Annotated in this window: 13 protein-coding genes and 1 tRNA gene; 11 read left to right on the forward strand and 3 right to left on the reverse strand. The window is 33.6% G+C overall.

The features are described from left to right. Nucleotides 1-305: 305 nt before the first annotated feature. Nucleotides 306-758 carry a DUF4442 domain-containing protein gene (locus DMB71_RS01845; protein WP_111285737.1) on the reverse strand — a complete coding sequence of 151 codons (453 nt, stop codon included), beginning with the start codon at nucleotides 756-758 and terminating at the stop codon, nucleotides 306-308. A 230-nt stretch (nucleotides 759-988) separates the two neighbouring features. Between DMB71_RS01845 and DMB71_RS01850 the strand changes: the two genes are divergently transcribed. From DMB71_RS01850 to DMB71_RS01870, 5 genes are all read left to right on the forward strand, one after another. After that, entirely contained in the window at nucleotides 989-1,468 is a 480-nt protein-coding gene (locus DMB71_RS01850; RefSeq protein ID WP_239452905.1) for a DUF4870 domain-containing protein, read from the forward strand. A 111-nt stretch (nucleotides 1,469-1,579) separates the two neighbouring features. Then, nucleotides 1,580-1,912 (forward strand): PadR family transcriptional regulator, encoded by a 333-nt coding sequence (locus DMB71_RS01855; protein ID WP_008464689.1) that lies wholly within the window; start codon nucleotides 1,580-1,582, stop codon nucleotides 1,910-1,912. 3 nt (nucleotides 1,913-1,915) lie between these two features. Then, complete coding sequence (locus tag DMB71_RS01860; protein ID WP_111363162.1) at nucleotides 1,916-3,667, forward strand: PspC domain-containing protein; 1,752 nt, start codon at nucleotides 1,916-1,918, stop codon at nucleotides 3,665-3,667. A gap of 4 nt (nucleotides 3,668-3,671) precedes the next feature. Next, complete coding sequence (locus DMB71_RS01865; protein ID WP_111363164.1) at nucleotides 3,672-4,406, forward strand: head GIN domain-containing protein; 735 nt, start codon at nucleotides 3,672-3,674, stop codon at nucleotides 4,404-4,406. Between the two features lie 83 nt (nucleotides 4,407-4,489). After that, complete coding sequence (locus DMB71_RS01870; protein WP_239452906.1) at nucleotides 4,490-5,350, forward strand: GIN domain-containing protein; 861 nt, start codon at nucleotides 4,490-4,492, stop codon at nucleotides 5,348-5,350. A gap of 130 nt (nucleotides 5,351-5,480) precedes the next feature. Here the strand turns inward: DMB71_RS01870 and trxB are convergent, their stop codons facing one another. Beyond that, nucleotides 5,481-6,428 carry a thioredoxin-disulfide reductase gene (gene trxB / locus DMB71_RS01875; RefSeq protein ID WP_008464669.1) on the reverse strand — a complete coding sequence of 316 codons (948 nt, stop codon included), beginning with the start codon at nucleotides 6,426-6,428 and terminating at the stop codon, nucleotides 5,481-5,483. Between the two features lie 174 nt (nucleotides 6,429-6,602). Between trxB and DMB71_RS01880 the strand changes: the two genes are divergently transcribed. Beyond that, nucleotides 6,603-6,677, forward strand: a tRNA-Pro gene (locus tag DMB71_RS01880). A 225-nt stretch (nucleotides 6,678-6,902) separates the two neighbouring features. Here DMB71_RS01880 and DMB71_RS01885 read toward each other — a convergent pair. Further along, nucleotides 6,903-9,074, reverse strand: a complete 2,172-nt coding sequence (locus tag DMB71_RS01885; RefSeq protein ID WP_111363167.1) for a pectate lyase family protein — start codon at nucleotides 9,072-9,074, stop codon at nucleotides 6,903-6,905. Nucleotides 9,075-9,302: 228 nt separating this feature from the next. Here DMB71_RS01885 and DMB71_RS01890 point away from each other — a divergent pair, with 228 nt between their 5' ends. The 5 genes from DMB71_RS01890 to dapB all read left to right on the forward strand — a co-directional run bounded on the left by DMB71_RS01890 (nucleotide 9,303) and on the right by dapB (nucleotide 12,905). Beyond that, on the forward strand, nucleotides 9,303-9,707 hold the full coding sequence (locus DMB71_RS01890; RefSeq protein WP_111363169.1) for a septal ring lytic transglycosylase RlpA family protein: 405 nt from the start codon (nucleotides 9,303-9,305) through the stop codon (nucleotides 9,705-9,707). Nucleotides 9,708-9,927: 220 nt separating this feature from the next. Then, nucleotides 9,928-10,695: a ParA family protein gene (locus DMB71_RS01895; protein WP_008464569.1), complete on the forward strand. Its 768-nt coding sequence runs from the start codon at nucleotides 9,928-9,930 to the stop codon at nucleotides 10,693-10,695. Nucleotides 10,696-10,700: 5 nt separating this feature from the next. Next, entirely contained in the window at nucleotides 10,701-11,603 is a 903-nt protein-coding gene (locus DMB71_RS01900) for a ParB/RepB/Spo0J family partition protein (RefSeq protein ID WP_111363170.1), read from the forward strand. Beyond that, the gene (locus DMB71_RS01905; RefSeq protein ID WP_111363172.1) at nucleotides 11,603-12,163 is read left to right on the forward strand and encodes a DUF5683 domain-containing protein; all 561 of its coding nucleotides are present in this window, start codon (nucleotides 11,603-11,605) and stop codon (nucleotides 12,161-12,163) included. The genes DMB71_RS01900 and DMB71_RS01905 overlap by 1 nt, the downstream gene beginning before the upstream one ends. A 40-nt stretch (nucleotides 12,164-12,203) precedes the next feature. Continuing rightward, the gene (gene dapB / locus DMB71_RS01910; protein ID WP_111363174.1) at nucleotides 12,204-12,905 is read left to right on the forward strand and encodes a 4-hydroxy-tetrahydrodipicolinate reductase; all 702 of its coding nucleotides are present in this window, start codon (nucleotides 12,204-12,206) and stop codon (nucleotides 12,903-12,905) included. Nucleotides 12,906-12,915: the final 10 nt, after the last annotated feature.

Below are 12,915 nucleotides of genomic sequence, written 5' to 3' on the forward strand. Positions count from 1 at the left end.
AAATTTAAAATCCGACTATTATAATATTCAAAGATTATACACTAGAGTGAAACTATATAAATTTAATTATTCTTTAACTAACTGTTTTTGAGAAGAATGCTAGATTTAAATAGAAGGCTTGTAGTAAGAAAATGCATATTACAGTATAAAAATGATGTTTTCTAAATTTTCAAAAATAATTTTAAAAAAAATTTAAACAACAATTACCTATAACCACACAAAAGTACTGATTATAAATCAGTTACAAACAAAAAAAAGCAGTAAAAAATTACTGCTTATATTATTTACTTATCAATATTATTTTTTTATTTCACTCGAATACTCCATTCAAAATCCATTTCAGAAACTTGAACTCCTTCTTCATTTGTTCCGATAGATTTCATCCAGAACGTCTGCCCTTCTCCAGTTTCTATTGTTTTTTTAATAGCATCGGCAATTAAATGTCCGTCTTTGCAGACAAATGTAATTCGGCCAGTTGCCTTTTTTGTGAAGTTTCCTTTGTTGTTGGCTACTAACATCGAAATCTTTTTACCGCTTTGCTGAATCTGTGAAATCACCAAAGCTCCTGTTGTTAACTCAGCAGCCATTGCCTGAACAGCAAAATACATCGAGTTAAAAGGATTCTGATTGATCCATCTGTGTTTTACTGTAACTGTACAACTGCTATCGTTTATATCTTTTACACGCACCCCACAAAAGTATGCAGAAGGTAATTTGAATAAGACGAATTTATTAAGTTTTGATACCGAAAGTGCCATAGGAATATTTTTTTATGTAAAAATACAAAAAAACTATGCACGCACAATAAATTATCCAATTATCAGAAAGACCTCAATAAAATCAGTACTTCCCAATGATTTTCAACAATTTAAACCTATATTCTTGCTTTTCAAATTGTTAAATTTTTGTTAATAATTAGTACTATGCAAAACAAGATACTGTCTTTTAGACATATATTTGCATAAGAAATTACTATATACTTTTAATCATGGAAACAACAACACCACTCATCATGGAAAAAACATCAGAAAAGAATACAGCAGCATTTACTCATCTGAGTACTTTAAGCCAATATATAATTCCATTTGGGAACTACATTTTTCCGTTAATTATTTGGACAAATTATAAAGACAAGTCTGAATTTGCAGATCATCACGGAAAACAGGCTTTGAACTTTCAATTAAGCATTTTGCTTTATTCTTTGATCTTAGCGCTTATTGCGATCCCGATTTTCGTTACTGTTTTCTTGCAGAATCTTCCATTAGAAGCCGTTTTTAATGACGACGATTTTGTAATCAGAAACATTAACTTCCAGGCAAACATTGGAATGTTAAGTGTAGGCATAACAGCTGTTATACTTTTCGGATTATTAAAATTTGTTGAATTCTTTTTAGTAATCTATGCTTCTATAAAAGCTTCAAACGGAGAATTATATAAATATCCAATTACGATTCCTTTTATAAAGTAATACTAAAAAATTAAAAGTTATAGTCGAAACATCAATCAAATCAAATAAGTTTCGAAATCAATCATCAATCAAAAAACGAATTGTTCAATCAAAAAAAAACAAAATGAAATTATGAACATTGAAAACACAAAAGCACAGATGCGCAAAGGTGTTCTTGAGTTTTGCATCTTATCAGTTCTAAAAGAAAAAGACGCATATACATCTGAAATATTAGACACTTTAAAAAACGCAAAATTACTAGTTGTAGAAGGAACCGTTTACCCGTTGTTAACTAGATTAAAAAACGATGGTTTACTTAATTATCGCTGGGAAGAATCGACCTCTGGGCCACCACGAAAATATTATGGATTAACCGAAATAGGACAAACATTTTTAAACGAACTTAGCGGCACTTGGACAGAATTATCCGATGCCGTAAATCTAATCACCAATCAAAATCAATAAGTCATGAACAAAACAGTAAATATTAACTTAGGCGGGATGTTTTTTCACATCGATGAAGATGCATACTTAAAATTGACACGCTATTTTGACGCTATAAAACGATCACTTAACAACTCATCTGGTCAGGATGAAATCATTAAAGACATCGAAATGCGTGTTTCTGAATTGTTGACAGAAAAACAAAAAAGCGAGAAACATGTTGTTGGACTGAAAGACGTTGACGAGGTGATTGCAGTAATGGGTCAGCCAGAAGATTATAGAATTGAAGATGAAGAAAATCCAAATCAGTCTTTTAATAACTACAATGCCAGAAAACACAAAAAGTTATACCGTGATAAAGAAAATGGTATGATCGGAGGTGTGGCTACAGGTTTAGGACATTATTTTGGAATTGACGCTGTTTGGATTAAAATCGTATTCTTAATCTTTGTTTTCGCAGGTTTTGGAACAGGTATTTTAGCTTATTTTGTTCTTTGGATTGTAACTCCTGAAGCGGTAACAACTTCTGAAAAATTGGAAATGACAGGAGAACCAGTAACCATTTCGAACATCGAAAAAAAAGTTCGTGAAGAAATTGATTCACTTTCTGAAAAATTCAAAAATGCAGATTATGACAAAATGGGAAACCAGGTAAAGTCGGGAGCTGGGAGAATAAGTAGTTCATTTGGAGACTTTATCATGACGGTTTTTAAAATCTTTGCTAAGTTTTTAGGAGTGATTCTAATTATATCAGGGATTTCGACTTTAATTATGTTATTGATTGGCGTTTTTACCTTAGGAACAAATATTTTCATCGATTTCCCTTGGCAAAATTTTATTGAAGCTGGAAACTTTACAGAATACCCTCTTTGGTCATTCGGATTGTTAATGTTCTTTGCAGTTGGAATTCCGTTTTTCTTCTTAACTCTTTTAGGATTTAAATTGTTATCTCCAAACTTAAAATCAATCGGAAACATTACAAAATATACACTTTTAGCGCTTTGGATTATTTCTATCGCAATTCTTACTAGTATCGGAATCAAACAGGCAACTGAAATTTCATACGATAATAAAGTAGTAGAGAAAAAAGTTCTGGCAATTAAACCAACTGATACTTTATATATCAAGTTCAAGTACAATGATTATTATACAAAAAGTTTGAACCACTATAGAGAGTTTGAATTTGTACAAGATTCTGCAAACAACGAATTGATTTATTCTAATGATGTGCGTTTACACGTATTACACACAGATGAATCGGCTCCGTTTATGCAGATCGAAAAAAGCGCAAGAGGAAACTCATTTACAAATGCTAAAAAAAGAGCAGAAAAAATTAATTACAAGTTTCAAGTTAGCGGAAATCATTTAATTTTGGATAATTATTTTCTGACAGATGTAAAAAATAAATTCAGAGGACAAGAAGTTGACATTTACCTTTATTTACCAGAAGGACAATTAGTAAAACCAGATTCTTCTGTGAGAGATTACTATAACTCAGATGACAATTTCTTCGAATTAAATTACAATGGAAATTACAACTATAAAGTTATCGGGTCTAAAGTAAAATGTTTAAACTGCCCTGCTGACAAGGACAACAATAACGAAAATGATTATGAGAACGACTACGAAAATGACTATGAAAATAATGCTGGTAGCGCAAATGATACAATAAAAGAAGTTTCGGTTAAAATTAATGGAAAAGAAGTTTTAAACGGAAAGAAAACTAAAGGAAGACTAACAGAAGATAAAAACGGAGTGATAATCAAAATTAACTAAAACCATGATAAAAATAATCATCCATATTACGAAATTTATAATTGCAACTGTTACAGCTTTATTGTTTGCTTCATGTAATTTTAACATGAATGCGATTGAAGGAAGCGGAAATGTTACAAAAGAAAAAAGAACTGTTCAAGGAGAGTTTAAAAACATCTCTGTGAGTAATGCCATCGATTTGGTTATTGTACAGTCTGATGCTACAGAAATTACAGTTGAAGCTGATGACAATCTTCAAAAAGAAATTGTTACTAAAGTTGAAAATGGAACGCTTGTTATTGAATGCAAATACAGCTCTTTCCGCAACATTACATCAAAAAAAGTAACTGTAAAAATGCCTGTTGTTCATAAAATCGAAGCCTCTAGTGCTTCAAGCGTTGAAACTGAAGGACTTGTTCAGGGTGAAGATATTACTTTAGAAGCTTCGAGCGCAGCATCGATGGATGTTAAAATCGAATCGGACAGAATCGCTATAGACGCAGGAAGCGGAAGTTCTGTAGATATTGAGGGTAAAGCATTAAATCTTACTACTTCAGTTTCTAGTGGCGGAAGTATTGATGCCGAAAAATTAATGGCTAATGACATTCATGCAGATGCTTCTAGCGGAGGAACAGTTTCTGTTCGTCCAATCTTAAGTCTAAAAGCCGATGCTTCTAGCGGTGGAAATATAAACTACAGCGGAAATCCAAAAACGGTTGAAAAATCTTCAAGCTCTGGAGGAAATGTAAGTAAAAGCTAAAAAAGCAACTGTTAAATATAAACGAAATCATTCATCAAAAGTGGATGATTTTTTTATATTTGTCAAAATCAAATCTAGAATTAATGAAAAAAAGTACCGCCCTACTCCTATTATTATTTGTTACAACTCTGACTTTTGCTCAAAAAAGAGAAAAAATTAAAGGTTCTAAAATTGTAACGACCTCAATAAAAGAAGTTGGAAGTTTTGATGCCCTTGAAGTCGATGATAATATAGAAGTTTATCTAGAACAAGGAGAAAAAAACGAAATTAAAATTGAAGCCGATGATAATCTGCACGATATTATCGGAATGGATTTAAGAGAAAAAACCCTTCGCTTATATACCAATAAAGAATCTTCAATTTTCAAAAAACTATCTGTTAAGGTTACTTACACCAAATCATTGAATAAAGTAATCACTAAAAATGAAGCTATCGTTTATGCTATTCAGGAATTGCAACTAGATGATATTACCATGAATTGTGTAGATTTTTCTAAATTGTATTTGAATGTGAATGCAAAGAAATTCACTTTAATTGCAGATGATAAGTCTAGAACAGAATTAAATTTAAAAGCTGAAGACGGAAATTTGCAGTTGAGTAAATATGCTGGAGTTAAAACATTGGTTTCTGCAGTAAAATTCAAATGTGACTTGTATCAAAAAGCCACTGCGGCAATCGAAGGAATTGCAGAAAAAGCAACTATTAGATTAGATAATAATGCTGTTTTTACGGGAACTAAATTTACCTTGAAAGATGCAAATGTTACAGCCGAAGGTTCTGCTGTTGCTACTATTTTAGCAGAAAACACGATCGCGATCGCAGCTGGAGACAAGTCTGAGATTTCATTATTTGGTGATCCGAAAATAGAACTTACACGCTTTAGCGAAGAAGCAAAGCTGATAAAAAAACCAGGCGCGGCAAAACCAAAAGCAACGACTTTGTAAGCTTTTTAAAGTTTAAAAATCAATATAACGAAAAAGAAAAATCCCAGTCTAAAAATTTAGGCTGGGATTTTTTATTACAAAGATTTCAGCTTTCCAACAACTTGAAACCTGAAACCTGAAACTTTTTAACTTACTCTTTAGAAGCTAAATATCTTTCAGCATCCAATGCAGCCATGCATCCTGTACCTGCAGCAGTAATAGCTTGACGATATACGTGATCTGCAGCATCTCCCGCTACGAATACACCCTCTACATTTGTTTTAGATGTACCTGGAGTATTTACAATATATCCTGTTTCATCAAGAGTGATATAATCTTTAAAAATATCTGTGTTTGGTTTGTGTCCAATTGCTACGAAGAAACCAGTTGCAGGAATTTCGATTGTTTCGCCAGTTGTTTTGTTTAAAGCTTTAATGGCATGAACTACATTATTATCTCCTAAAACTTCAACAGTATCATGATTCATTAAAATCTCAATATTTTCAGTTTTACGAACACGCTCCTCCATAATTTTAGAGGCTCTGAATTTATCACTTCTAACCAACATCGTTACTTTTTTACAAAGTTTAGACAAATAATGCGCTTCTTCGCAAGCAGAATCTCCTGCACCAACAATAACAACATCTTGGTTTCTGTAGAAGAATCCGTCGCAAACTGCACACGCTGAAACTCCACCACCCATATTTAAATAATGTTGTTCTGATGGCAATCCTAAATATTTAGCCGAAGCACCTGTAGAAATAATTACAGTTTCACAGTGCAATTCGATTGTATCGTTAATCCAAACTTTATGAATATCTCCAGAAAAATCAACTTTTGTAGCCCATCCATCACGAATATCTGCTCCAAAACGTTTTGCTTGTTCCTGTAATTGAATCATCATTTCTGGTCCTGTAACTCCATCAACGTAACCTGGAAAGTTTTCAACCTCATTAGTTGTAGTCAATTGACCTCCAGGCTGCATTCCTTGATATAGAACGGGATTCATGTTAGCTCTGGCTGCATAAATTGCCGCAGTATAACCTGCAGGGCCAGAACCTATAATAAGGCATTTAATTTTTTCGATTGTATTTGACATAGTAATAGTTTTTTTGAGTTGCAAATGTAAACTTTATTATAAAAAATATCGCCGAAAATAAATCTGAAATAGTTATGTGCAAATAAGTTTTATTTATTTTCATTTTTTCCTTTTACAAATCAAATTTATTTATATCTTTGCATCCGCTTTCGGGCAGTATTACAAATACATCTTCGGGGTGTAGCGTAGCCCGGTTATCGCGCCTGCTTTGGGAGCAGGAGGCCGCAGGTTCGAATCCTGCCACCCCGACAAGCCGAACAGAAATGTTCGGCTTTTTTATTTTTCATACATTGTGTTCCAATGGTTGAAACCATTGGCTATATCCTCAAAGAAAGCCGAAACGAAATAAATAGCCACGAATTCACGAATTTTCTTTTAAATACTTTATCTAATTATTATTCGAATTAATTCGAATAAATAATCGCGAAGATTTGAAAAAACAATTCGTGAATTCGTGGCAAAAAAAACTTCTTATTATTTCTCCATACTTATATAAGAAGGATAAGATTCTTTATTAGGCAAAATAAATTCTTCATCAAAAGGTTGTGTGCCTTCTCCATTATTATAAGATGCTACACGTTTTGCACCAGTTGCTGTGCTTCCACCTGTACCATTTATAACATTTTGAATATTTCCTGGACCTGCAAAACGAGTGATACACATTTTTTCCAATTTCACATTTGGACTATTCGGAATTTCAAAACCGTTTTTCTTATTCACATTTCCGTCAGTTCCCGTAAAAACAGCATAAGAGCCCATTCCTATAGTATGATGTTCTTTTACCGTATTGGCTACTTTAAATGCTGCATAGCCATCAACTTTTCCACCTTGACTGCTCCAACTTGCTTGATTTGGCGCATCGTATGGAGGTTCATTTTGAAAGAAGAAAGTTCTACCACGTTCTCCTAACCACAATACTTCATATTCCTGAAAATGCTCAACAAATAATGCATAAAGTGTTACATCATTACCAGTAACTATAAGTCCGTTTTTGCATCTATCTCTTTTCCAGCGTGCGTCGCCACCCTTCTGAGAACCATGATCAGCGCGCCATAACCAGAAATGATCTCCCACAACATTATTACTATTTATTTGCATCGAAGCCTGAATTTGAATGTTTTTTGACTGCACTCCTCCAACTCTGCAAGTAATATCACTCAATAAAATAGGATCTGCTGAATGATCTGCATTTGCTCCTTCATTACCAATTCTAACTTGATATGTCGTACTATTTAACGAATCCATTAAAAGTCCAGCAATGATAATTCCGTCTTTATCATCAGCATAAATACATCCCCAAGTGTTTTTTTCTGTAGGCTCTAGCGTTACAGAAGCAATACCAGCACCAAGAAGTATGGCATCTTTTCTATTTACCTGTATCGGAGCATCCAAAGCATAGTGCCCTGGAGTGAAAAATATATTTTTACCAGCTTTCAATGCAGCATTAATTTCTATATCGGTGTCTCCTTCTTTGGCAACGTACCAATTTGAAATCAAATCTTGAATTTCACCTTTTCCCATATCTGTTGCAGACCAAGAAACTCCTACTCTATCTTTTTGCCAAGCAGGAACAAACACTTTATATTCTCCATCACTATCAATAAAAAGAAAAGGTTTTTCACGCATAATAGGCGTTGTAGAAATTGGAGAATTAGATTCATTTACTTGTGGAGGATTTACACATCCCTGCCAAACCATATTGTATGAACCTCCCATAGCTCCAGAACCCGATGGAAAAACTGTATTTCTAGTATACCACTGCTGCTGTCCGCCCCAATTTGGTCTTGAAGTTGTATAGTGAGCATCGGCAATAAAACCGCCGCTGCCCCAAAAGTTTGTATCTCCTATGTCAGAAATATATTTAGAAGTGCTTTCAATTAATAATCTTCGCGCGCTCGTTGACTGAGAAACAGTCCACGAAAAATCACGCATTACTTCTACATTTTCCACAGAACGCCAAAATGTACAAGTCGCATTTGCTCCGCCCGAAAGATGAGGTCTTGTAAAAATTGCACCTAATTTTACGTCTGAAGGCACTTTACCCAAACCTCCAATATGAGAATAAAATCCTAATTCTAGAGCGTTTGCCTCTGCTGAAGAAGCAGAACCTGACCCGCCAACATCGTAAGTCTGTCCGTTCACATTTGGTTTAAAATAATATGCCTGACGTTTTGTGGTCCACTCACCATTTGCACCGCCTAAACCAATTGCACGAAAATGAGAATTAATTTCATTTCGTGCCGTTTCAGCTTTTTCATGTTTTCTGTCATAAAAATACATATTGTCTCCAAAAATCTGATTTTCGAGCGAAATGATAATCGTAATATCATTTCGAGTTATTTTATAATAGTTCTCATATTTATTAGCATTAGGCTTATTATCGATAAATGTCAATTTAGAAGTTGATCCTACCGACATAAAATCAGATGCCAAACGGCTGCCTCCTCTTGTAATGTTATAATTTCCAGAAGTCCCAAAAGCCGACCATGATAATGTGATGTTATGTTTCTTTTTGTTGTAAACAATTTTACGTCCTATATTTTTATTTCCTTCTATTTTTTCGTTAGCCGAATTAGGTGAAACAAAACTGCATAAAAGCATCATAAACGTAAATACTGTCAATAATGAGATTACTTTTTTACTCATAAGAATGTTCTTTTTGTGGTTTGATAGATTGTAATACTTGTAGTTTTAAGAAAGCCCAAAATAGCAATAATATCCAACCTTAACGTCCGCTTCTGATCTCAATTTTCTTATCAAAAACACTACAAAACCTCAAAAATTTGTCTTTTTCTAACACAAATAAAGCTTATCGAACATATCTGTTTTTCTTTTATAGCCTTTTTTTGTCCGCAAATAGAACGAGAAAACAAAATGAAAAAGATTATACTATTTATTACCTTATTTTTTTCTGCCGTTGCAATCGCACAACAAAAAAACAGCATTGTGATTGATTCCTGCGCTTCGGTTAGAGAAAGCGTATTGTATAAACAAAATGCCCACGCTTCATATTACCATGATAAATTTAATGGTCGAAAAACAGCAAGTGGCAAAAGATTTAACAATAATGATTATACTGCTGCTCACAAAAAATTTCCCTTTGGCACTATATTAAAAGTAACTAATGAAGTAAATAAAAAATTTGCTATTGTAGAAATTACAGATCGTGGGCCTTTTGTAAAAGGAAGAGAAATAGATCTCAGTAAAAGGGCTTTCATGGATATTGCTTCTAATAAAAAAAGTGGTTTAGTATATGTCACTATTGAAATTTTAAAATAGATCTTTTTATCTAATTAAAACTTAGGCTCTCGCCTTTTTGCAGCAAGAAAATTGCCTAAATTATTCAAAAAACTTATTAATAATTTCATTCATAACTAAAATTATTTTCTGTCAAACACCCATGAAACCCCGATTAGGCACACTTTCACAAATGTTAACAAAATAGATTTTCAGAAACCATAAATAATTGTATTTTTACGGTTCAAAATTCAGAAAATAAATGGGCAAAATCATTGCTATTGCTAATCAAAAAGGAGGCGTTGGAAAGACTACTACATCAGTAAATCTTGCTGCCTCATTAGGTGTTTTAGAGAAAAAAGTATTATTGATCGACGCTGATCCACAGGCCAATGCTACATCTGGTCTTGGAATTGACGTAGAAACAGTTGAAACCGGAACTTACCAAATACTTGAGCATACTGTAACACCAAAAGAAGCCGTTTTAAAATGTACAGCTCCAAACGTTGACGTGATCCCTGCTCACATTGACCTTGTTGCTATCGAAATTGAATTGGTTGACAAAGAAAACCGTGAATACATGCTTAAAAAAGCATTGGAAGAAGCCAAAGAAGAATATGATTACATCATTATCGACTGCGCACCTTCTCTAGGTTTGTTAACCCTGAATGCTTTAACAGCAGCAGATTCTGTAGTTATTCCTATTCAATGTGAATATTTTGCACTTGAGGGATTAGGAAAATTATTGAACACTATTAAAAGTATTCAAAAAATACACAACCCAGATCTTGACATTGAAGGTTTATTGCTAACTATGTACGATTCAAGATTACGTTTATCTAATCAGGTTGTAGAAGAAGTTCAAAAACACTTTAACGACATGGTTTTTGATACTGTAATTCAGCGAAATGTAAAATTAAGTGAGGCTCCAAGTTTTGGAGAAAGTATCATTAATTATGATGCAACAAGTAAAGGTGCCGTTAACTATATTCATTTAGCGCAAGAAATTATAAAGAAAAACAGTAAATAGTTTTTATGACAAAAGTAATTAAAAAACAAGCCTTAGGAAGAGGATTATCTGCCTTATTAAAAGATCCGGAAAACGACATTAAATCAGTAGAAGACAAAAATGCTGATAAAGTTGTTGGAAATATCATTGAACTTGAAATAAGTGCAATTGAAATAAATCCGTTTCAGCCTAGAAGCAATTTTAATGAAGAATCATTACGCGAATTAGCCACTTCTATTAAAGAACTTGGTGTAATTCAACCTATTACTGTTCGTAAATTAGATTTTAATAAATACCAGTTAATCTCTGGAGAGCGTCGTCTTCGTGCATCTAAATTAGTAGGACTTACTCAGGTTCCTGCTTATATCCGTATTGCAAATGACAACGAATCCTTGGTTATGGCATTGGTTGAAAATATTCAGCGTCATGACTTAGATCCTATCGAGATTGCTTTATCATACCAGCGTTTGATTGACGAAATTCAATTAACTCAAGAACAAATGAGTGAAAGAGTGGGGAAAAAACGTTCGACAATTGCCAACTATTTGCGTCTTTTAAAATTAGATCCGATTATCCAGACTGGTATTCGCGATGGTTTTATCAGTATGGGACATGGTAGAGCAATTATCAACATTGAAGATTTAGACGTTCAGACTGATATTTATCAAAAAATAGTTAGCCAAAATTTATCTGTTCGTGAGACAGAAGCATTAGTTAAAAATTATCATGAAGGTCAGCAGCCAAAAGCCGATGGAAAACCTAAAGCTGATGCTGGATTTGTTGTTAGAGAAACACAAAAGAACACTTTCAACGATTATTTTGGCTCAAAAGTTGATATAAAAGTCGCTGGTAACGGAAAAGGAAAAATTACAATTCCATTTAATTCTGAAGCTGACTTTAACAGAATTATAAAATTAATAAACGGATAGTGAATAAAATTGTCCCCATTGGTCTATTGTTCTTTCTAACAGGAACCGTTTCTCTTTTTGCCCAGGTAAAAAAAGACACGGTTTTGGTCGTAAAAGACACTACTGCATTAGAAGAAATAGATCCGCTTACACCAGCAAAAGCAGCTTTCTATTCTGCTGTACTACCAGGTCTAGGCCAAGCATACAACAAAAAATACTGGAAAATTCCATTGGTTTACGGAGCAATCGGAACCAGTTTATATTTCTACATAGACAACAACAAGAAATACCACGATTATCGTGACGCCTATAAACGAAGATTAGAGGGCTATAACGATGACAAATATCAATTTTTGGACGACAGTCGTCTTATTGACGGGCAAAAGTTTTATCAAAGAAATAGAGACTTATCTGCTTTATTTGTTGTTGGATTCTATGTCTTAAACATTATCGATGCCAACGTTGATGCCGCACTGATACAGTTTAATGTAAACGAAAGACTTTCTATGCGTCCAGAAATTTATCCCGACGATGTAACATTTAGACCAAACGTCGGACTAACCTTTAATTATAAGTTTTAATAGATAATATTCTATTTAAAAAATCAAAAAACAAATCATAATGAAAATTGCGCTTTTAGGATACGGAAAAATGGGTAAAGTAATCGAAAGAATTGCTTTAGAAAGAGGTCATGAAATAGTTTTAAGAAAAGACGAATTTAACACCTATGACGGACTTTCAACAGCTGATGTTGCCATCGATTTCAGCGTCCCATCAGCAGCAGTTAGCAATATTTCTGCATCTTTTAACGCCAATGTACCTGTAGTATCAGGAACAACAGGATGGTTAGAACATTATGACGAAATGATTGCGCTTTGCAACGAGAAAAAAGGAGGATTTATTTCTAGTTCAAATTTCAGTTTGGGAGTAAATATCTTTTTCGGCTTAAATGAATATTTAGCCAAAATCATGAATCAATTCGATTCCTATAAAGTTTCAATGGAAGAAATTCATCATATCCACAAACTTGACGCTCCAAGCGGAACAGCTATTTCTTTAGCACAAGGTGTTATCCAAAACAGCAATTATGCCAATTGGACTTTAGAAGAAGCAAAAGCAAATGAAATTCATATCGAAGCAAAAAGAATCGGAGAAGTACCAGGCACTCATACTGTAAATTACGATTCTGCGATTGACAGCATCGAAATTAAACATACTGCTCACAACCGCGAAGGCTTTGCCCTTGGCGCTGTTATTGCTGCAGAATGGCTAGCAGGAAAGCAAGGAATTTTCTCTATGAAAGACGTACTAAACTTACAATAAATTGACCAAA

The sequence above is a fragment of the Flavobacterium tistrianum genome (assembly GCF_003254545.1).
GTDB classification, from domain to species: domain Bacteria; phylum Bacteroidota; class Bacteroidia; order Flavobacteriales; family Flavobacteriaceae; genus Flavobacterium; species Flavobacterium tistrianum.

Bases quoted from the DNA above. Each gene is read 5' to 3' on its own strand.
- DMB71_RS01845 (WP_111285737.1), bottom strand. From the start codon at position 758: ATGGCACTTTCGGTATCAAAACTTAATAAATTCGTCTTATTCAAATTA.
- DMB71_RS01850 (WP_239452905.1), top strand. From the start codon at position 989: ATGGAAACAACAACACCACTCATCATGGAAAAAACATCAGAAAAGAAT.
- DMB71_RS01855 (WP_008464689.1), top strand. From the start codon at position 1,580: ATGAACATTGAAAACACAAAAGCACAGATGCGCAAAGGTGTTCTTGAG.
- DMB71_RS01860 (WP_111363162.1), top strand. From the start codon at position 1,916: ATGAACAAAACAGTAAATATTAACTTAGGCGGGATGTTTTTTCACATC.
- DMB71_RS01865 (WP_111363164.1), top strand. From the start codon at position 3,672: ATGATAAAAATAATCATCCATATTACGAAATTTATAATTGCAACTGTT.
- DMB71_RS01870 (WP_239452906.1), top strand. From the start codon at position 4,490: ATGAAAAAAAGTACCGCCCTACTCCTATTATTATTTGTTACAACTCTG.
- trxB (WP_008464669.1), bottom strand. From the start codon at position 6,428: ATGTCAAATACAATCGAAAAAATTAAATGCCTTATTATAGGTTCTGGC.
- DMB71_RS01885 (WP_111363167.1), bottom strand. From the start codon at position 9,074: ATGAGTAAAAAAGTAATCTCATTATTGACAGTATTTACGTTTATGATG.
- DMB71_RS01890 (WP_111363169.1), top strand. From the start codon at position 9,303: ATGAAAAAGATTATACTATTTATTACCTTATTTTTTTCTGCCGTTGCA.
- DMB71_RS01895 (WP_008464569.1), top strand. From the start codon at position 9,928: ATGGGCAAAATCATTGCTATTGCTAATCAAAAAGGAGGCGTTGGAAAG.
- DMB71_RS01900 (WP_111363170.1), top strand. From the start codon at position 10,701: ATGACAAAAGTAATTAAAAAACAAGCCTTAGGAAGAGGATTATCTGCC.
- dapB (WP_111363174.1), top strand. From the start codon at position 12,204: ATGAAAATTGCGCTTTTAGGATACGGAAAAATGGGTAAAGTAATCGAA.